The organism is Mesorhizobium sp. M7D.F.Ca.US.004.01.2.1 (assembly GCF_003997785.1).
GTDB lineage: Bacteria > Pseudomonadota > Alphaproteobacteria > Rhizobiales > Rhizobiaceae > Mesorhizobium > Mesorhizobium loti.
This window is the reverse complement of record NZ_RZRQ01000098.1, coordinates 1-19,536: the sequence shown is the minus strand read 5'-3', so window position 1 is coordinate 19,536 and position 19,536 is coordinate 1. Positions and strand designations below refer to the sequence as shown.

15 protein-coding genes are annotated in these 19,536 nt (G+C 62.4%); 3 read left to right on the top strand and 12 right to left on the bottom strand.

What is annotated here, in order from left to right; translation table 11 throughout:
- Nucleotides 1-12: 12 nt before the first annotated feature.
- Together tssL and tagH (EN993_RS15780) are read right to left on the bottom strand one after the other, a co-directional pair.
- Nucleotides 13-1,518, bottom strand: coding sequence for a type VI secretion system protein TssL, long form (gene tssL, locus EN993_RS15785; protein WP_127264053.1), 1,506 nt, complete (start codon nucleotides 1,516-1,518; stop codon nucleotides 13-15).
- 302 nt (nucleotides 1,519-1,820) lie between these two features.
- A complete protein-coding gene (gene tagH / locus EN993_RS15780) occupies nucleotides 1,821-3,152 on the bottom strand; it encodes a type VI secretion system-associated FHA domain protein TagH (protein WP_348629877.1) in 1,332 nt (443 codons plus the stop codon).
- Between tagH (EN993_RS15780) and tssI the strand changes: the two genes are divergently transcribed.
- From tssI to EN993_RS15765, 3 genes are read left to right on the top strand one after another with little or no spacing between them, the layout of a single operon-like run.
- On the top strand, nucleotides 3,133-5,460 hold the full coding sequence (gene tssI / locus EN993_RS15775) for a type VI secretion system tip protein TssI/VgrG (protein ID WP_109661602.1): 2,328 nt from the start codon (nucleotides 3,133-3,135) through the stop codon (nucleotides 5,458-5,460). The genes tagH (EN993_RS15780) and tssI overlap by 20 nt on opposite strands.
- 8 nt (nucleotides 5,461-5,468) lie before the next feature.
- Nucleotides 5,469-5,894 (top strand): DUF6484 domain-containing protein, encoded by a 426-nt coding sequence (locus EN993_RS15770; RefSeq protein ID WP_109661603.1) that lies wholly within the window; start codon nucleotides 5,469-5,471, stop codon nucleotides 5,892-5,894.
- Nucleotides 5,894-6,973, top strand: a complete 1,080-nt coding sequence (locus EN993_RS15765) for a HEAT repeat domain-containing protein (RefSeq protein ID WP_109661604.1) — start codon at nucleotides 5,894-5,896, stop codon at nucleotides 6,971-6,973. The genes EN993_RS15770 and EN993_RS15765 overlap by 1 nt, the downstream gene beginning before the upstream one ends.
- A 57-nt stretch (nucleotides 6,974-7,030) precedes the next feature.
- Here the strand turns inward: EN993_RS15765 and EN993_RS15760 are convergent, their stop codons facing one another.
- From EN993_RS15760 to tagH (EN993_RS15715), 10 genes are all read right to left on the bottom strand, one after another.
- Complete coding sequence (locus EN993_RS15760) at nucleotides 7,031-7,903, bottom strand: hypothetical protein (RefSeq protein ID WP_109661605.1); 873 nt, start codon at nucleotides 7,901-7,903, stop codon at nucleotides 7,031-7,033.
- Nucleotides 7,890-8,969 carry a PAAR-like domain-containing protein gene (locus EN993_RS15755; protein ID WP_109661606.1) on the bottom strand — a complete coding sequence of 360 codons (1,080 nt, stop codon included), beginning with the start codon at nucleotides 8,967-8,969 and terminating at the stop codon, nucleotides 7,890-7,892. Before EN993_RS15755 ends, EN993_RS15760 begins: the two co-directional genes overlap by 14 nt.
- Before the next feature lie 10 nt (nucleotides 8,970-8,979).
- A complete protein-coding gene (locus EN993_RS15750; protein WP_109661607.1) occupies nucleotides 8,980-9,990 on the bottom strand; it encodes a hypothetical protein in 1,011 nt (336 codons plus the stop codon).
- Complete coding sequence (locus EN993_RS15745; protein WP_109661608.1) at nucleotides 9,987-11,072, bottom strand: DUF2169 domain-containing protein; 1,086 nt, start codon at nucleotides 11,070-11,072, stop codon at nucleotides 9,987-9,989. The genes EN993_RS15750 and EN993_RS15745 overlap by 4 nt, the downstream gene beginning before the upstream one ends.
- A complete protein-coding gene (gene tagF, locus EN993_RS15740; RefSeq protein WP_109661609.1) occupies nucleotides 11,072-11,617 on the bottom strand; it encodes a type VI secretion system-associated protein TagF in 546 nt (181 codons plus the stop codon). Before tagF ends, EN993_RS15745 begins: the two co-directional genes overlap by 1 nt.
- Nucleotides 11,614-15,150, bottom strand: coding sequence for a type VI secretion system membrane subunit TssM (gene tssM, locus EN993_RS15735; protein ID WP_127264051.1), 3,537 nt, complete (start codon nucleotides 15,148-15,150; stop codon nucleotides 11,614-11,616). The genes tagF and tssM overlap by 4 nt, the downstream gene beginning before the upstream one ends.
- Nucleotide 15,151: 1 nt before the next feature.
- A complete protein-coding gene (gene icmH / locus EN993_RS15730; RefSeq protein WP_127264049.1) occupies nucleotides 15,152-16,474 on the bottom strand; it encodes a type IVB secretion system protein IcmH/DotU in 1,323 nt (440 codons plus the stop codon).
- 4 nt (nucleotides 16,475-16,478) lie between these two features.
- Complete coding sequence (gene tssK / locus EN993_RS15725; RefSeq protein WP_127264047.1) at nucleotides 16,479-17,813, bottom strand: type VI secretion system baseplate subunit TssK; 1,335 nt, start codon at nucleotides 17,811-17,813, stop codon at nucleotides 16,479-16,481.
- A gap of 39 nt (nucleotides 17,814-17,852) precedes the next feature.
- Complete coding sequence (gene tssJ / locus EN993_RS15720; protein ID WP_127264045.1) at nucleotides 17,853-18,305, bottom strand: type VI secretion system lipoprotein TssJ; 453 nt, start codon at nucleotides 18,303-18,305, stop codon at nucleotides 17,853-17,855.
- A gap of 3 nt (nucleotides 18,306-18,308) precedes the next feature.
- Nucleotides 18,309-19,536: type VI secretion system-associated FHA domain protein TagH (gene tagH, locus EN993_RS15715; protein ID WP_127264043.1), on the bottom strand; the 1,228-nt coding region annotated here is incomplete at its 5' end.

Below are 19,536 nucleotides of genomic sequence, written 5' to 3'. Positions count from 1 at the left end.
AACCGGCCGTGCTCACAATGTCTCCTCCTTGGCGATCATCACATCGACACGGCGGTTCTTGGCGCGGCCTTCCGGCGTCGCATTGTCGGCGATTGGCTCGTCCTCGCCCTTGCCGTCGACCGTTAGTCGCGAAGGATCGCTGAACTTTGGTGCCATCATTGTTTCGACAGCCTTCGCCCTGGCCACGGAAAGATCGAAGTTGGACTTGAACGGGCTCGATTTTCGCGGCTTCACATTGTCCGTATGGCCGACGATCCTGATCGGTCCGCGCTCGGGTTCCAGGGCTGCGGCGATATCGGCGGCAATTGGCTGGAACTCCGGCTTCGCCTCGGCCCTGCCGGACTGGAACAGCAGGAGATTGTTGATTTCGACCACGATGAAATCGCCTTTCGTGCCGATGGTCAGCCCGCCGCCTTCGACGTCCTTGGCCAGTGCCAAACGAATGCGATCGATCTGCGTGGTTGTGGCGGCGGGTGGGACGACTTTCGCCGGCTCCGCCAACGGTGCCACGCTGGCCCGTTCGATGGCGATCGGCGTCGATGGGGTGAGAGCCAGCAATTCACCGGCGGCGGCATCGCCTTCATTGGTGATGAAGACCCGCAGCGCGAAGAATGCAGCAGTCAGCAGCGCCGACGCAGCTGCCGCGACGACCCAGAGCGGCACGCGTGTCGACGATTGCGTCATGGTCGACGCCAAGCCCTGCCAGCGGGGCGAGATGTCGGCGTCTGCGCGTGCCCTGAAGTAGCGAAGCGTTTCGTAAACGTCGCGCCGAACACGTTCGAGATTGCTGTCTTCGCGCGTCAGGCCCCGGTACTGGCCCTCGAACCCCAGCGACAGGCAGACATGCATCAGTTCGAGCAGATCGTAGTGTGCCTCGGGACTGGCCAGGATCTTGTTCAGCGCTTCGAAGAAGCCTGTGCCGCTGGGCTCGAGGTGAAAGAACTGCGACAGCATGCTGTGCTGCGCCCAAGCGTCTTTCTGTGGCCAAGGCAGGTTGCCGATGAGATCGTCGGCGGTTTCGCAGAGGACGAATTTCGCAATCCGCGCATCCTCTTCGGCAACACCTGATTTCTCCAGTGTCCTGTTGAATCTATCAATCGCCGCGGTGACGTGTTCGGCCAACGGCCCGGCTTGTCTCTCGATGGCGATAAGCCTGAGTTGGCCGAACAGCATCAGCAACGGTGCGGCCGCGGCAAGGATCGGGTTTGTTGCGGAATATCTGACACTGTCCGTGACGTTGAGCAGGGTCTCCTGCCGTAGAGCCGGCGCCGCCGCGGAAGCGACGCCTCCTGCCGCTCCGGAAGGAGCTCCTTGATAAATCACGGTCCCGGATGTCCAGCCCGGCGGTGTATGCCGGCCGACGCCGGGATCGAACACTGTCGAATCCTTGATCTGCGAGGCTTGCCCGCCATCCGCGACGGGCTCCTGAGGGACTGGCGCCAGTTTTCGCTCACGCCGTGGAGGGGCGCGAATGACGGTCTTGCCTGCCGGGCCGAAAGGATCGTCTTTCGAACTCATGGCCGATCGTCCGAGCAGGCTGTATGCCCGCGACTGGGCGACACAGGCGCAAAACGGTTTCTCGTCAGGTGAAGAAAATGCAACCCCTGCCGACCCTGGCAGTGTCCGGCGAAAGGTCGGCTATATCTTACTATCCCGCCGAAAGATGACATTTGCCGCAGACCCCCAGGTCGATCAGCCTTACCCGCTTAGCGAAGTGTCGTATGTGATCGTAATCTCAGAAACTCTCTATTGGAACCGGATGCCGCGCACCGAAGAGGTTTTCTTCGTCGACTTCAGCCTCGCATCCCCTTTGGGCCGGTCTATTTTTGCTTGTCGGCCTTGGCATAGGCTTCGCTGAAATAGGCCAGGAATATGTCCAGCATGCCGTTCTCATGGGCCTCCTCCATGGTTCGCCAGGTCGCGACAAAAGCGTCCCAGGCCTGGCTTTTCTTCGACGAGAACGACGTAGGGGGGAGTTTCCTTCCGATCGCCTCGGGCGACAGGTCATCAAGCAGCCGCGATAGCGCAGCCTGCATGGCGGCATAGGTGGCGAATTCGTGCGTCTTGAGATCGCGGAATGCATCTTCGATGCTGCGCCTGGCATCAAGATAGCCGACCCTGCGGCGGGCGAACATGATTTCGAGGATGTCGTCGGTTCCCGGGACGAACTTCAGGGGATTGTTGTCGGCGGTGCTGATCATCGTTCGTTGTGTGCTCTTGGCCAGCATTTTCGCGGCCGCGCGCGCTTTCAAAAGCATGGCCAGCTCCTCGACCACTGTCCGCAGGACCGTGCCGATTTCGGCGGCAACTTCATGCGGATCGCGCGATTGAAGCAATTCCGGCGAGATGCCGGCCGCGATCGCGATTTCCCGCAGGACTTCGTCTCTCGTCGAGGGCAGTGGCGCTTGCGACGAGAACGCCGGAGCCGGAACCCGCTGCCCGGACTGTTGCTCCGGTGGAGTGAAGAACGGCTCGGCGGCGAATTCCAGCGGCCGGCCTGTCGCGGCCGGCATTTCTCGTTGTGTCGAACTGTGGCTGGGATGACCTGTCGTGACGCGCTCGTCGTCGATCGATACGAAGATGACATAGCGGCCGATCAGCATCCGGTCGCCATGGCTCAGCCGATGCGGGCCGGTCATACGCTGGCTCGATCCGTTGATGTAGGTTCCGTTACGCGAGACATCGTGCAACCAGAACGCGCCTGCCTCGTATCGGACCTCGCAGTGCCGACCGGAGATGAACTTGTCCGGGTCCGGCAAGGTCCAGTCACAAGCCTCGCGTCCGATTTCGAAGCCGCGATCACGCGCCGCGTAGCCGGTCGGGATATCAGCGGGCAAGGAGTCGATACTGTTGATTTGCAGACTGATGTACATCCAGGATCGCCGTCGAACGCTGACCGATACTCCACATACTAGCAGTTTGCGCGCACAACAGGACAGTAGCGTTTCGAGCCGATGCATTGACAGGGCAGGGTTCAGTCGCCCCCCGTCCCTTTGGTCTGCTGGACAACATGTGGTAGACTCAACATGGCCTTGTGCGGCGGATCGAAAAGTTTCTGAGCGTGATCTTGTTAATAGAGCGGGAACTTTAAATCCACCACGCTGGCGGCCGCGTCCAGGAGGGGCACGACCCATGCCGAACGAACGTGCCACGGTTGTGCAGACACCTGTTGGCGCCGAGCTGTTGACCTTCACGCATCTTGTCGGGCGCGATGAGATCAGCCGTTGTTTGGCCTATACGGTAGGGTTCGTCAGCCCCAGCCCCGATATCGATCCGCTGAAGATGCTGGGGGGTGTCGTTTCGGTCGAAGGTGAATCCGATCCGAAACGGTGGTTCAGCGGCCTCGTGTCCGAGTTTCGGCTGACCCGCATCGAAGACCGGCTGGCCTACTACGAAGCAGTCGTCAGGCCATGGCTCTGGTTCCTCGGCAACACCACCGATTGCCGTATTTTCCAGAACAAGAGCGTCGTCGACATCGTCAAGGACGTCTTCAAGAAATACAGCACGGCGGAATTCGATCTGCGTCTGCAGGGATCCTACCCTCCGCGCGAATACTGCGTGCAGTATGACGAGACCGACCTGGATTTCGTCCAGCGACTGCTCGAGCATGAAGGCATCCTGTATTTTTTCGAGCATGACGAGGGCAAACACACGCTTGTCCTGACCGATGCGATGAGCAAGCTGAAGCCAGCGCCGGGCTACGAGAAAGTGCCCTATCATTTTGAAGGGCAGGGCTCCCGGCGCGATGTCGAGTACATCACCGAATGGATACCGGGCAGTTCGGTGCGCCCGGGCGCCTATGCCCACACCGATTATGATTTCAAGAAGCCGGGCGCCGACCTTATGGCCAAGTCGGCCCAGCCGTTCAGTCACAAACTGGCCGCCGGCGAAAACTATCGCCAGCCCGGCGCGCATCTCGAAGTCGGCCGGGGCGACAACCTCGCTGCGATCCGGCGCGAGGAAATCCAGGCCGTCCACCAGCGCATCGCCGCGGTCGGCACTGTCCGCGGCCTTTCTTCGGGCTGCACGTTCAAGCTGGATGGCTTTCCGCGCGAGGACCAGAACCAGGAGTATCTGGTGGTCAGTGCCGAATACAGGCTGTTCGATCCGGGATACAGAAGCCATGCCGACGTCGACAGCGAGAACTTCAAGGTGATCCTCGGCGTAGCGCCGACCGCCTTGCCCTATCGTCCGCCGCGCATCACGCCCCGGCCGATCATGCGTGGGCCCCAGACGGCAACGGTTGTCGGCCCGTCGGGCCAGGAGATATTCACCGACAAATACGCCCGGGTGAAGGTGCAGTTCCACTGGGATCGCCTGGGCAAGAAGGACGAGAACAGCTCCTGTTTCGTGCGGGTCTCGCAGACCTGGGCCGGCAGCGGCTGGGGCTTTATCCAGATACCGCGCATTGGCCAGGAGGTGATCGTCGACTTCATTGAAGGCGACCCTGATCTGCCGATCATCACCGGCCGGGTCTACAATGCCTCGCAGATGCCGCCCTATGGGCTGCCGGCGAATGCCACGCAATCCGGCTGGAAGTCGAACTCCTCGCTCGGCGGCGGCGGCTACAACGAACTGATGTTCGAGGACAAGGCCGGCTCCGAACTGGTCAATTTCCAGGCGCAGAAGGATCACAACCTTCTGATCAAGCATGACCGAACCAAGCTGGTGCAGCACGATCAGTCGGACCGCATCGACCACGACGCCAAGCATTCCGTCGGCCACAACCTCGACGAGGACGTCGGCAACAACAAGACGGTCAAAGTCGGCGTCGACCAGACCACCAATATCGGCAGCAACGACACCGAGACGGTGGGCAAGAACCGGTCGCTGACGGTCATGGCCAACGAGACGATTCATGTCGTGTCGAACTCGACGGAGAATATCGACGCCAATCATTCGCAGACCGTGGGCCTGGTTCAGACAGTCACCGTTGGCGCGGCTCGCATCGACACCGTCGGTGCCGCGGAGACGAGGACCGTTGGAGCGATGCAGACCAACACCATCGGGGCGACGCGCTCGGTGAGCGTGGGCATCAGCCAGACGCACAGCATAGGGACGAGCGACACCTGGACCATCGGCGCCGATCAGAGCATCAGCATAGGCGCCGGGCAGACCGTCGCCATCGCCGCGTCGCAGGCGACCGATGTAGGCGCCTCACGCATAGCCAACATCAAATCCAACGACAGCACTGACGTCGGCGGCGGGCACATGCTCAAGATCGCCAAAGGCAGCAAGATCGACGTCGGCGAAAGCGGAGTCATCGACGTTGGCAAGAACTTCACGCTCGACGCTAAGGAGTCCATCACGCTGAAGTCCGGAAGCGCGCAGATCGTGATGAAGAAAGACGGCACGATCATCATCGAGGGCAAGGATATTACCGTGAAGGGCTCGGGCACGATCAATATCAAGGCGTCGAGCGATGTGATCATCAAAGGCTCGAAGATCAACGAGAATTGAGGGCGACGATGAGCAAGGTCAGGGACAAGATCGACGGCGTGGTGATCGGCGCCTTCCTGGGATTCGGGGAGGAGTCCCCGTTGGTCGTTTTTCCCGGCAATCCGGAGAAGACGGCGTTGCCAGCGCGCAGCCTGTGCGAGTTGTCGTCGGACATGATCGGCTGCGAGGTGGCCTTGCTGTTTCAGGAAGGTGACCCGCGCCGGCCTCTGATTGTCGGCCGGATCGTCGAGCCCAACCGCCCCAAAGCGACTCCACACGTGATCCGGGATGAACAGCGTGTGCAGATCACCGCCGAGGATCGCCTGGAATTGCGATGCGGCAAGGCGACGATCCTGATGGAGGCAGACGGCCGCATCACCATTCGTGGCGCTCACATCACCAGTCATGCCAGTGGTGCGCAACGCATTCGCGGCGGCTCGATCAACCTGAACTGATGCGAACGTCGTCGAAGGCAGAAGGGGAACGCCCGGTTCGCATCGCGACGGAGGTCGTGCGCCAACATGCGGAACTCGTCGCCTTCCTGTGGGCGCAGCGTGACAGCTGGTCCGCCGAGGATCCGCCCGACGCCAAGGTCATCGCCCAGATCGACGAGCGGCTGGAGACAAACCTCGACGGCCTGCGCATCGCGGGCACTGCTACATGGCCATTTCTGATCGCGCAGCACGAGAATTTTCCGGAGAAAGGCGAGCTGTTCGCCTTCGCTTGGATGGCACTGGAACTGGCTGATGGCGGGAAGGTGGCACAAGCGGTCGAGTTCGGGAGCCTGACGGCCGATGATGCCAAAGGCTTGGTCGGCGCGCTTGCGTGGCACAAGCCGGCGGCGATCGGGCCTTTTGTGCGCGAGTGGATCGGTAGCCAGGATGCCTTCACCCGCTTCCTCGGCGTCTCGTCATGCATTGTGCACAATGTCGACCCGGGCGCGACTTTGGCCCGGCTGGTCAAAGACAACGATTCAAGGGTGCGGGCTGCCGCCTTGCGTCTCGCAGGTCAACTTCGACGTTTCGATCTGGGGCGGGATGTCCAATCTGCGCTGGAACACGGGGATGAACGCGTCCGCCTATGGGCCTCATGGGCACTCGTCGAACTGGGGTCCGGCGATCTTACGCGCCAGGAACTCAGGAAAATCGCAACCGCCGCCGGACCCCACGCCATGGTTGCGATGCGTGCGCTGGTCAAAGCCGGGCCGCACAAGGACATCCGCGCGTGGATGGGCGGGCTGATGAGGACATTACCGACGGCGCCGCTTGCGGTGCGTGGTATCGGTATGCTGGGCGATAGGTCCGTTCTGGCCTGGCTCATCGAGCGTATGCGCGAGCCCCATGTGGCGGTAGCGGCCTGCACGGCGTTTTTGGAGCTTTATCCCGAAGCCAGGGAAGAGACGAAGTTGTTCACCGTCGATCCGATGGAACTGGGATCGGCCTTCGCGAAGCACTTCGAGGATGACGTGGTACGGCTCGCATTGCCGGATAAGGTGAAGACGTGGCTGGCGCAGACCGCCACCACACGATCATGAATGTGGGATCTGCGAACGCGACTGCAGACGTAGGACACCGCAAGGAAAGTGCAGTGCCTAGCTTGGGATCGGGTAATTGAAAAAGTAACGTTGCCCAACCTGATACTTGTTCAGATCTTCACGATCGAAGAAGCCTTCGAGAACAGCGCTTGCCTGGATGCGCCTTAATCGGCCGAGTTCGTCAAAAAAACCGGAGCAATCAGTGCCAGTCGCTGCCTCGAAAATCATCTTTCCACGAAAGAAGCGCTCCCCGTATTCTGGTTCCGCCTCGATCTGCTCAAGCAGCCTTCGTGCTGTGGCAATGACGCTATAAATCTGCCCCTCGAACACAGGCGGGCGGGAATCGGGCAGTGTTGCAAGAACGGCATCGCGACGTTTGCGAACCACCTGCGAGTAGCGCTCCCTCCCATCCCTGGAGGGCATGTCATCGCCATCGCCGTCATCATCGATCCCGTCGAACACTTCTCCGTTCGTGGGTTCAAGCAGCGAAGAAAGGTCCGCACGGATCTGGTTCAGCGTGTCGAGTTCCTTTGTAGTCATGTAGATGTGGAGCAGTTTGTCCACCGCTCGCAAGTCACAGGACGTGCCAAACAAGACTGCAATGAAGTGGGCGTTCTCCGCTTCACCGCCATTGGCGCTCAGATGTTGGGAAAGATTGACAACGGACTCCCAGGTGCCGGCGTATCCAACGATGTTGATGCACGCACTCCAGAGGAGGTAACCGTCGTTCCTCTGCATGACTTTATGTACGTCCTTGAGGAATTCGAAGTTGCCTTCCCGGCAGGCCAGTATGATCCCCGCGACGACGCTCCAGTCGGACTTGCTGTGGATCAACTCGCGATAATCGAGACTGCCGAGGTCGACGTCCGGCAAATGGAACCCGAGAGCCAGGTCGCTAAGATTCATGGCTTTAGACTCAAGTGAGGCCAAGGGACTGCTCCACTCTACTCATTTCGGTCTCGAAGGTGGTCTGAGCGGTCTCGATATCGGTGCACTCTGGCCCACCCATCGCGCTCTCCGGAACAGTGTTTTTAGGGCTGCTGCATCCCCCACCAAATTTCGGGGTTTTGTGGTTGATTTTTTCTTTCTTGCCAAATTTGACATGCTGGTCGGGCGGCTTCCCGGCGTTCAACTTTCCCTCCCAGTATCGCATCGTTTGCTTGCGCTTGGCTTCCCTGAAATTTTCGGAGCACTTCTGTGCTGGTGTCTTGCCCTTGCCGCCCGGGGTCGCCGGCGGATATCTGGTGCCCGCGGGGATATCGCAATACAGGGCGCAGGGGTCGGTTCGCTCGGGATGGACGTTGTTGCAGGCAGCCGCCGGGTTGGCTTTGGCTGCGGCCCTGGCGGCAGCCTTCTTTGCCAGCAGGTCGTTGGCGGCATTCACCAACGCCCCTTTCATGGAACTGGAATCGGGAATTGCGCCCACTCTCTTGCTCAAGAACCGGTCTTCAGTAACGAGTTTGAACATTCCCCCCTTAGGGTCTTTTTGCCATTCGTGGGCTGCTTCGTCGCAACAAGGACAAATACCCGAATCAAGCTTCTGCTGAAATACAGTGATGGCCATCATCTCAAGCGATGTAAGCGGCGCCGTCGTCGTTCCGCCCGAGGCGTGGTTGCTGGTGGTGATGTCGAAGTGCCGGCAAACGTTCTTGCCCTCGAACTTCACGTCCATGCACCAGGCCTGGAAGTAGGTCTTGCCGGTGATCTGATGTGTGACGACATTCGCGCCGAAGGTGCGCGTCGCCGCCTCGTCGCCTAGCACAGACTCCTGGTAATACGACTCCTGCGCCAGCGCCGCGCCCTTGCCGCCGATCTTCACCGTGGAAGAGCCGCTCTTCAGATTGTTCGAGAACGACGTATCGGGATAAGGAATCGGGATCGGCCCCGCTGGCGGCGATGGTGGTGACATGCATACGTCCGGAAACCGCGCGATCGACTTGTTCATCCCGTTCTCGGCGGCGATCTCCCACTTTCCGGCAAAGACGTTTTTCGTCATCGTCGCTCCGTTACGCCGAAACCACGGCGGCGGCTCGGCCGCCGAACGCCATCGAACTGCCGTGCAGCGCCGCGAATTCGCCGGGAGCATAGCCGCGCTTGAATGCTTGCTCCGCCCAGGCAAATTGAAGCGGGCCAGCCGCCGCTCCACAATCGCCTATGCAGTCGGCGGCATGCCATACAGGCTGTCCTGGACGCGTCTTGCGCATGTTTCGCATCTGCGCCAGCACGAGCTCCTCGAATGCGTAAGATTCGCCTCCGACGTCGCTGAGGCGGAACGCAATTTCGTGCATCTGCACGCCTGCCTCGCCAAGTGCGGCTTTCAATGCCGCGCTGAGGCCATCGGCCCGGAACGGTTCCTCGTTGCTGGCTGTTGCCTTTTCGATGGCCAGGCCCAGCCCTCGCAACCGCAAAGAACCGGCAACGATCGGACGTTTGCTGATGACCAGAATGCAGGCCGCCTCACCGGGGATGAGGCCATCCGTCACTTCGCTCGTCTTCAGTCGCATTTGGCTGTCCAGCCAGCTGAGTGAGCGCGCATCGATCAGGCTGTCGATCGCCATGATGAGGCAGGCTTCCACCTTGCGCTCATTCAGCAGCTTGCGCGCCTGTTCGATCGCGACGAAAGCCGAGATTTGCCCATGCGTGATATGCAAGGAGCGCTCGCCAGCCAGCGGCGCACCGTTTGGCGCCGTCAGTCCGGCCAGGATGCCGTTGATGCGCGCGCCGGGCATATCGGCGTCGCGTGTGCACAGGAGAAACGGCATCTCGCCCCAAGGGAGCAGGGCGGCGGCATTCGCATCGATATGGTCGACGGCCAGTCGAGCCAGTGCCGCAAGACGGCTCCGGCCACGCGTCTCACGCCGAACAGCCTCAACCCTGGCTCCGCGAAGCGGCTGACCGCCGCTGCCCCGATACGACAACTCCTCGAATACCGAGATGCTCGCCCGCATGGCGGCAGCAGCACTTGCCGGCGTGTAGCCGACAGGGCAGACGAGGCTGATGCAGGAAATAGCGGTCATTTCTTTCTGCGCATTCCGGCCAACGCCGCCACAGCCTCCTTCAACCCGGCGTAGTGCGGCTTGCCACTGATCGGCTCCGGCTCCTTCCCCACCTGGACCTGTTGCAGTTTCACAAATTTCCGGGGCAGCTTCGTGCTTACCCGTCCGACCAGAACGATCCTCGCCTCGTGCGGCAGGATGGTCAGGGTATCTGGCGCCACCAGCTTGTGCTCGGTCCTGTCGTCGAACATGAACCGCACCGGAACCGACATCGCCGGTAGCTTCACCTTGAACTTGCCGCTCTCGTTCATGCCCAAGCAGCCGAAGATCATGCCTTCGGAAAGCTTGTCGAGCCACTGATCCGGGGGGGCTGCCTGGAAGTAGCAGTCGTCGAAATCCTGCGGCAACAACGGCAAGACGTTTTCCATCCAATGCTTGTCATAGGTGCCGGCATAGCGCGCCCGTTCCTTGGCAAAGCGGGGCACTGGACCAAAGCCGACCGGGTTGGGCCGGTCGTTCCAGATAGCCATGCGCGATTGCGGATGCTCGACACAGGGCAGCGGTGTGCCGTCAATGTTGCCCTGGCCGACAAGGTAACCGCTTCCGATCGGGTTGACGGCGTCACCGCGATGCTTGGTTGGATCAGGATCGGTTCGGTCGGTGCCGCCGAATGCGAGGTGCCATGCCAGCGGCATTGAGATGAAGGGGTGCGGCCGTGATGCCTGGATGCCGAGCCCACCTCTGAACCAGCGTCTTTGGCCGGTGACCACCGCGCGCTTGTCCAATCCCGGCCCAACCAGGCGCACTTCGATCGCTTCCGCCTGCCTCCCTTTCGGAGCGACCGCCATGGCGTCGAGCAGAACCTCGCATTTCGGTTTGACAGGGGCAAAGTCGGTCTCGACGCGAATGGAGGTGATTTCCGGATCGCCATAATGGGTGTCGGCGTAGACGAAAGGCGACTGCTTCTTGCTGGGCGTGCAGTTGCCGTGTTCATCGACGTCGTACGTCGCCCGGATCACGGCAACACAAAACTTCACGCAATGCTTGTCCTGATAAGGAAAAGTCTCGGCGAGAAACGGTGTCGTGTTCTGGCTGACGAACATCAGATTTGCCCCTGCATCGACCGGGCCTCCCAACTTGCAGTGAGAACTTGTTCCAGCGTCATTTGCGGCGATTGCGGATCGATGTCGAAAATGTCCGAACGGGCCGTCCACATCACCATATCGCTGATGACCTCTTCGCCTGGCTCGACAAGCGGCACCGGCAGTCCGGCGAGCGCGGCATCCAGTTCGTCGGGCGTCAATTCGCCGTTCTGGGCTGCGATGGCCGCCTCTTCGATACTGGAAAACCATGCCTCGGCATCAGCTAGCCCAACGGAAGCTTCAGAAAGCTGGGCGACGATGCTCAAGGGGAATTGCCTGCCGATCCGGTCGGCGCTTTGCACAATGATGCCCGCCGATGCGCCGAAGCAAGCCGGGCCAGCCAGGAAGCGCAGCGCGGTTGTGCTTGGCCAAAATTCCGAGCCGAACAGCGGGACGAGATGCTGCGCCAGCCAGCGGTCCCAGCCGCGAACGAAGTCGCCCCTCAGCCGCCGCGTCACGAAATCGCCGGTGGCGGGCATTTTGCCGTAAAAGCCGGGCAAGGTCATATCTGCGGCGGACATGAGAATTTCTTGAACATCTGGAGGTTGTAGGGGTTCTCGACACTGGCGGCCTTGAGCTCGAAATCGGCCCACATTCCCTTCGTTCCCAGGCGCAGGCTGTAGACATCGGACAGTGACGTGCCGGCGAAACGGCCGTTGCGCAGCATCCTCAGCCACGCCCAGCTGCCGGTCTCGTTAAGCATGATCTCGGGCGAACCGTCGATGGGCTGGAAGGCGAGCGAGATGACTCCCGTGCCGTCCTTGCCGGGCCAGGTCATCGGTTGCGGCCGTGTCGCGTTGTTGAAATAGACGAGGGTCTGGCCATCGAGATTGAGCGTCACGCGCGTGACGTTCGGAGACAGATCTTTTGGTTCGAGCGTGAAGCTCATCACCGGTCCCGTACCACCGGGAAACAGATCGTCGCGGATATGCCTGGCCTGCTCGAACGCCGCCAGCGCCGAAGCATCGAGGCCGAAATCGGCGCGCCATTTCCATGGCTGGCTGGTCGTGTCGACATAGTTGATCAGGTGGTCATTGATGAAACCGTCGATCAGCCCGGCCGGTCCGAACAGCCTGGCGAAATCACGCACATTGACGTCCACCGCGCTGTCGGCCCTGAATGGATAGCGGTCGTTCAGCGCAGCCTGGCAGAAAGGCAGTATGTCGGCCCGCCAGATGGCGTTGAGCTCCGAAGTGACCGCCTTCTGAGTCAAATTGCTGGTGTCGCCGGCAATCCCGCCCAGCCAGTTGTTGATCGGGTCGGGCAGGATCTGTGCCTGCCTGGCCACCGCACCCGTCAGTTCGGCAAGGCCACCCTGCTTCTTGATGGCATCCTGCGGATTGGGGTTCGCGGTGACCGTCTGCAGGACGTTCGAAAGCGCGGTCAGCGCGACAACGGCGGCATCCAATGCCGGCGGCTGGCCGTCGACCTCGGCAATGGTGCTCTTGAGCGGTTTGAAATGTTCGGCCACCAGATTGCCGGTCAGGTCCACCTCGCTGGCCGACCCGGCGCGGGGAAGCAGTTTCGCACCGCTTGTCGCCAGCTTGCCGAGCTTGCCAAGCTTGCCGAGCAGTTTGGAGGCGCCCTTGGCAGCCGCCTTGTCGTCGGCGGGCGCCTCGTCGGAGCGCGTCAGTTCGGTCTCCTGGACGACCGCCGTAAGCAGCCGCTTCAGGGCTGAATCGGCACTTGAGAGATCCTTCAGATTTTCGCTGGCGACATTGAGATCGGTCAATGGCGCGAGCCGCATGTCGCGCAGGAAGCTGTCCCATTGCGCGATGTAGTCGTCATAGTAGAGCTTCAAAATATCCTCGGACAGCGCCGAGACCGAGGTTTCGGAATTTTCCGAGCAGCCGCCGGCGAAAACCGCACGATCGAGCGCTGCCTGGGCGGCGACATCGTCGATGCGGTCGAGAATGGCGTCGTGGAAGCCGGAATAGGTGAATGCTCCGGAAATGCCGACCCGAAGCGTCTTGTCGGAACGCCGCGCAAACACCTTGCCCCCGTTGGGGCCGGCAAAATTGGCCGGGATCCACTCCTTGAGACCGGCCACCTCCGGATCGGCCAGCAACTGCTTGTAGGCGCGCGCCGGCAACGAAATCGTGCACACCGTTTTCAGCGCTTCGGCAACCAGGGCTTGGTCAGGCTCGATATAGCTTTCGTCGACCGTCATCCGGCGGATGGCGGCAAGCTGATGTTCTTCGGCATCGGCGGTTGGAAATGGTGCCGCGGCCGCGAATTCGGGCAGGCTGTTCACCCACCAGTTCTGGGCGAAGTCGGGATCCATCTGCGACAGGCCCGTCATCATGCGATAGGTCTTGAGGGCGCCGAGCATGAAATCCGGATCGCGGATCTGCCGCCACATGGTGGCCTCGAGAAGGGCCACCATGCGCGGCTCGAGCACGTTGCGCAGGGCGTGATCGTAGGTGTCGGTCTGAGCCCGCACCAGTTCCGCCGAGGCCGATGGCCCCAGCAGATCCTGGGCAGCGCCCGGCGGTGCTGTCCGGGCATTTGCGACCGCGTCCATCGCTTCGAGCGCGCTGTCGATGGCGGGCTGCTGCACCGATGCCGGATTTGCGGCAACGGAGGTCAGCGGTGTCTGCAGCGCTTCGAACTGGCTTGCCTGGGCCGAGATCGCATTGCGGTTGTCGTAGTAGGACCAGGCAAACACGGCACTGGCCAACAAGCCTGCTGCCGCACAGGCAGCCGCAGCACCGCGCCAGATCCAGGCCCGGCGGCGTTGCGCCAGCGGGTCGAATGTACCGAGGCCTGCTTCCTTGAAGATGATTTCGGTGAGCAGGTTCTTCAGGAAGAAGCTGCGTTTCTCGACCCTTGGTGCGGGCAGGGCCCGCCGTGGCGGAAGACCGAAGGACGACGACAGCGCCGCGGTCAGCCGGTCGATGGGGGCGCCTTCCTGGGTCGCCGATGTAAGATAGAGGCCGCGCAGCCATGCAGCCTCTTCATACCGGCTTTCGCCGAATATCGCCTCGACCAGCACCTGGATCGGTTCGGACAGGCTTGCGAGTTGGGCAGGAAACCGGAAGATCTCTGCACGGGCGGCGAGTTTTTCCTCATCCTCCAGGCGTGGCACCAGCCGCCGCTCGAGTTCTGTCGCCAGCGTCGAAATTTCTCTTTCGATGGTCTTGGCATCCACGCGCGCATCCAGCGCGAAGGTCGTTCCCCATACCTGCTCGCGCGAGGCGGTGGACAAGCCGCCGAAGAAGGCCTCGAAACCCTTGATCAGATCGGCCTTGGTCAGCATCAGGTAGACCGGAAGGCGGATTTCGAGCCGGTCGTTGAGCTCGGCCAACCGGCGGCGGATCTTGCGGCCGTGCGCCTTGATGGCCTCGTCGCCCTCCGAAAGCACGTCGATCGACAGCGCGACGATCACGCCGTTGAGCGCGCGGCGGCCGCGATGCTTCTTCAAAAGGTCGAGGAAGCCCAGCCATTCCGCCGCGTCGACATCGGGCTGGCTCTCCTGCTGGACATAGCGGCCGGCGGTGTCGATCAGAACCGCGTTCTCGGAAAAGAACCAGTCGCAGTTGCGCGTGCCGCCGACCCCCTGCAGGTCGTCCGTGAGGTCGATCGGAAAATTCAGTCCGGACTGCCGCAAGGCCGTGGTCTTGCCGGTGGCCGGCGGCCCGACGATCACATACCAGGGCATCTCGCGCAGAAACTTGCGTCCGCCCAGCTTGCGGCGCTTCAGTTCGGCCATCACCTCGCCGAATTTGGCACCCACGGCAGCGACGTTTTCTTCGCCGGGGCTCAGCGGCTTTTCCACCGCAGGCGCCGCAATCTCCGCGACGAACATGCGGTTGGCGCGGATCGCCCGGCGCTGGGCGACGATCAGCCAGATCAGCCAGAAGATGACCAGCAGCGCGATGATGACGATGCGCACATTTTCAGAGGCGAACGGTTCGTAGGGACCGACCCTGACGATCGGACCGAACACCCAGATAACCAGGGAAAGCAGCGTGATGCCGACTAGCGTCCACAGCCAGCGCGATGTCAGAACCGCCCAGAAGAAGCGCAGGATGAACATCTCACAGCCTCTTTTCGACAAGCACCTCGACGCGGCGGTTCAAGGCTCGCCCCTGGCGCGTGCTGTCGCTGGCCACTGGATCGGTGGCGGCGCGGCCCTCGGAATGGACGCGGTCCCGTGGCACTCCGTTCTGGACCAGCATGTCGGCAATCGTCTGGGCGCGAGCCTCGGACAGTCGCTGGTTGGTCGACAGCGGATTGGTCTTTTGCAGAGGAACGCCGTCCGTATGACCGATCACCGTGATGTTCCCGATCAGCTCCTGATTGGCAAGGATCACCTTGGCGATCGAACCGATCAGGGGCTCGAAGCCTTCGGTCAGTTGTGGCCGCGACGACTGGAACAGTTCGGGGTTGGAGGCCTGGATGATCAGCTTGGCCAGCGAGACGCTCTCGGTGCCGCTAAGGGCGGATCCGAGGTCGGCCGGCGCTCCGGCCTGAAATTCCGGCAACAGCGCAAAATCCACTTTCTCCGGTGGCGGGGCCTCGACCTTGGGCGACGTACGGCTGATGTCGCCGCGTGCAGGCGGCGGCAGCGCGCGCACAAGTGCGGAAAGCTCGACTGCCTGGCTGCTCAGTCCCATCGAGAGCCCGATATGGATGGCAGTGGCGACAACCGCGGCACCGAGCGCCATGACCCAGATCGGAACGATGAAGCGCTGCGGCTCGTCGGATGCGATCACGCCCTTCCAGTTTGGCGACAGTGGCGCGCCTTCGGCGTCGGCATCGCGCAGGAAGCGTGCCGCAGCCACGCGAACGGCGTTCAGCGAGCGGTCGCCTGACCGCCCGGGCACGCGATATTTGCCGCGGAAGCCGAGCGCCATGCAATCATACTGCAGCTCCAGCAATTCGCGATCGCGGTTGGGATGGCGTTCCAGTTCGTCGAGACGCGTGAAGAACTGCGTGCCGGCATCGACATCGCCGCGCAGCATGACCACAAGCGGCTGCCGCGGCCAGGCGCTGGCCCCGCCCCATGGCGTGTTCAGAGCCAGATCGTCGAGCAACGCCGCCACCACCCAGGCTGCCTGGTCGGCCCTCTCCATCGAGGACCCCGTCGACATTGCCATGTCGCGTGCCCGAACCAGTTCTTCGAGCAGCCGGGTGCGCAACGCTTCCGGATTCTCCGGCGGCAGCGCACTTTCAAGCTCGGGAGCGAACTCGAGCAAGGGGGCGAATGCGTTGACAAGCGCGTTCGGATGCGTGCGAGACCGCTTCACCACCGCGCCCGGCAACAGTGGCGCCATGGGTCGCGGCATCGGCGCGCCGGTCAATCGTATGCGAGTGCGTTCGCGATCCTCCGACAGTCCGAACGGATCATCGCGGCTCATGATCTCACCTGTTCACCGAATAGCAGTCCACCTGCGGCTCGCTCGGCAACACGCCCGAAACGCCGATGACGAAGCCGGGAGCATCGAGCAGCGACGCCCAATGCTCGCTTTTCTGGTCCAGCTCGAGGCACAGCCGATCGCCATCGTAGGGGATCTCGCGCGGCTGGGAATGGAGCGGTTTCAGCGGAATGCCGGGCAAACGCGATTTCCACAGGCCCTCGAACTGGTCGGCCGAGCCGACAGTCGCCTGATTGACGAAGATCTTGCGCAGCGCGTCCTCCGACAGCTCCGAACCGACCCGGATGACGATCCGGCTGGCCACCAATAGCTTCGGGTTGTCGATGCGGATTTTCCAGACATTGGTCGAATGCCGCATGACAGGCAGCGCGCGCGATTTCGGCTCGATGTAGCGCAGGCTGAGGATGAGCGAGCGCAGCGCATCCGCCAGCGCCGAATAGGCGGGGCCTGGCGCCATGTGATCGTAGACGGGCAACTCCCCCAGCCGGCGCGCGCTCGATCCGTAGGTCGCCATCGAACCGGCGAGCCCGGCAAGTTCCAGGTAGAGCTCGGCCGGATGGAAGACATCCTGCGCCAGCATATGGGCCAGCCGCGGACGCGCCGCATTGGCGAGATTGAGCATCAGCAGATCTTCGACGCTGCGCCCAGGCCCGCCCATGACCATCTTGCCATGCGCCTCGGCGATCTGGTCGAGGCCGGTGACAACTTCCAGAAGCAATTGCCGATACCAGGCCACCGCGCCGGTGATCAGTGTCGGCGGCAGGAAGGCCTCGTCCACGGAGACGCCGCCATCGGCTCGCACCCCCTTGAGGTCGGCTATCGGCAGGGCCGTGTAGCCACCGATCGACTTGCCGGGTGCAAGCAGCAGCGCCTGCGGACGGGCGATCTCGATTTCCTCGGGGTCTGAACCGCCCTGGACGGCGTCACGCACCGAAACGATCCGCCCGTGATAGCGTGCTCCCGAGGCGGTGGCGTGTGCCGGATCGAAGCCGACACCGCCCGGAGGCTCCAGCGGCAAGGCGACCAGAACCGGCCCGGCGCCCGTGTCCGGGGTGACCAGCAGGGGTCGCGGCGCGTCCATCATGTCTGGGATGGAGAAAGGTGTCCCGTCGGGAAAGATGCCCCGTGCCGACAGGATCGAGATCTGGCCGGCCTCCAGCAATGCCTGATCCAGCGTCAGCTGCTGAAAGCCGAACGTATGCAGTTGCCCGGCCTGCAACGCGCCGCGCACCGTCGCCTCGAAAAAACGATCCTGCTGCTGGAAATGCTGGGTCCGCAGAAACAGACCTTCGGACCACAACACCCTGTTTGCATCGCTCATGCCGCTACTCTCTGCATTGAGCTCCCCTTGCCCTGGCCGCTAGGCGGAAATGCCGCCGCTGCCAAGCGTGACGTTGATTGTGAACTTTGATCCCGATGACACCGACTTGGTCGTCCGCCAGTTCCTGCCGGTAGGCTCGCGGATCAGTGCAACCAAGCCCAGCGCCGTCGCATCCGGCTCGACGGTGATGGTCTTGGACGCGGATTTTCCTGGCCCGACGGCGATCTGGTCGGATCCGATGAGATCGCCTGCCAGCGCCGAGCCGGCATCTCCCTGCAGGGCAAAATAGTCGGCGGAGTTGAACTTGCCGGTGCTGCGCAGCCGCATCACCAGGACCGTCACCGGCCGGTCGCCGCCGCCTGGTCCCGGGTTCATGCCGGCCCCGCCAGTCACATTGATGGTGATCACCGAAGGTTTCGGTGGGCCGCTCTGGCAAGCCGTAAGCAGCCCGGTCGCGCCCAGGGCGACGATGAATTCGCGTCGATCGATCATGTCTCACTCCTCCTCATATGCATCCCGAAAATCAGCGCCGATTTCACCCAGGAAGCTTTTTTCCGCGCTCTCGGCGATTTCACGGTGGCGTTTCTGGTAAAGCTCCCACAGCTTGGCGCCGCGCCCGCCCGAAAGCAGTGTGCCGATCGCGGAATTCGATTTCAGCTCTTCCTCGATCGCTGCCGGGTCAAAACGGTCGATCATCCGCCGCAAGGCGCCCTGTACGCCTCGCCAGGCGCGCACGTGGTGTTGAGCGAGATCGCGAACCGCATCCGCGATTGCCGCTTCGCCGGCGAGAAATCCGGGGCTGCGCTCGGCGAGAAGCGTGACGATGGCGTCGTCGACCGTCGGCAGAAACTTGAGCGGATTGACTTCGGAAGCCCCGACCATGGTCTGGGCGACGCGCGCGTTTCCCTTTTCCTCGGCCCGCTTGCGCAGAAGCTGCATCAGGCCTTCCATCATCAGCCGGTATTCGCGGCCAAACTTCTCCATTTCCGCAACGCTGTCGCGCCCGGGGAAATCGGCTTCCTCGACACCCATGCCGTGCAGGAATGCGGAGCGAAGCGCCATGTCCTCCAGTTGAGGCGCTGCCGGCAGGCGGGCAGGTTTGGCAGCAGCACCTGTCCGCATTGGAGGCGGGACGTCAGCCGCTTGCGCGGGCAAATCCCAGGGATTGGCGGATTGTGGTCGTTGGGCGACGCGCTGTCCGGCCGAGCCGGTGCCGTTTGCCGAACCGGGCGCCGCGGCTGATCCGAAACCAAAATCATCATTGAAATCGGACGGTTTTCCATGAGCGGGTTCGGCTCCCCGGCTGGGAGACGGCACGGGGTCGAGGCCGAAGGGGTCCGCCTGGTTCGCCGCACCGCCCGGTTCGCGGTAAGGGGCGGCATTTTTCGACACAGGCGTTGAAACCGGATCGAGGCTGAACGGGTCATCGAAAGCAGGCGAGCTGCGCTGGCCGGAGCTGGCACGCTCGAACGCACCCGGAACCGGCTGTTCGAACGGGTTCGGCAGATCCGCCGGGCGTGGCCGTCGCGGCTCTTCTTCGACCGTAGCGGAAAAGAAGTCGTCGCGGCCGATGCTTACCGGCGCCCGGGATGCCGGCGGCAGGCGTTCCGGGGCCGGCTGGCCGGTTGCGGGTGCCTGGGCGGTTGGCGCCTGCAGATCGACATAGACGACGTAGTCGCCCAGTCTCAGCCGCATGCCGCTTTGAAGGCGCGTCGACTTGCCG

Coding starts and splice junctions, on each gene's coding strand:
- tssL (WP_127264053.1), bottom strand. CDS start 1,518: ATGAGTTCGAAAGACGATCCTTTCGGCCCGGCAGGCAAGACCGTCATT.
- tssI (WP_109661602.1), top strand. CDS start 3,133: ATGCCGAACGAACGTGCCACGGTTGTGCAGACACCTGTTGGCGCCGAG.
- EN993_RS15770 (WP_109661603.1), top strand. CDS start 5,469: ATGAGCAAGGTCAGGGACAAGATCGACGGCGTGGTGATCGGCGCCTTC.
- EN993_RS15765 (WP_109661604.1), top strand. CDS start 5,894: ATGCGAACGTCGTCGAAGGCAGAAGGGGAACGCCCGGTTCGCATCGCG.
- EN993_RS15755 (WP_109661606.1), bottom strand. CDS start 8,969: ATGACGAAAAACGTCTTTGCCGGAAAGTGGGAGATCGCCGCCGAGAAC.
- EN993_RS15750 (WP_109661607.1), bottom strand. CDS start 9,990: ATGACCGCTATTTCCTGCATCAGCCTCGTCTGCCCTGTCGGCTACACG.
- EN993_RS15745 (WP_109661608.1), bottom strand. CDS start 11,072: ATGTTCGTCAGCCAGAACACGACACCGTTTCTCGCCGAGACTTTTCCT.
- tagF (WP_109661609.1), bottom strand. CDS start 11,617: ATGACCTTGCCCGGCTTTTACGGCAAAATGCCCGCCACCGGCGATTTC.
- tssM (WP_127264051.1), bottom strand. CDS start 15,150: ATGTTCATCCTGCGCTTCTTCTGGGCGGTTCTGACATCGCGCTGGCTG.
- icmH (WP_127264049.1), bottom strand. CDS start 16,474: ATGAGCCGCGATGATCCGTTCGGACTGTCGGAGGATCGCGAACGCACT.
- tssK (WP_127264047.1), bottom strand. CDS start 17,813: ATGAGCGATGCAAACAGGGTGTTGTGGTCCGAAGGTCTGTTTCTGCGG.
- tssJ (WP_127264045.1), bottom strand. CDS start 18,305: ATGATCGATCGACGCGAATTCATCGTCGCCCTGGGCGCGACCGGGCTG.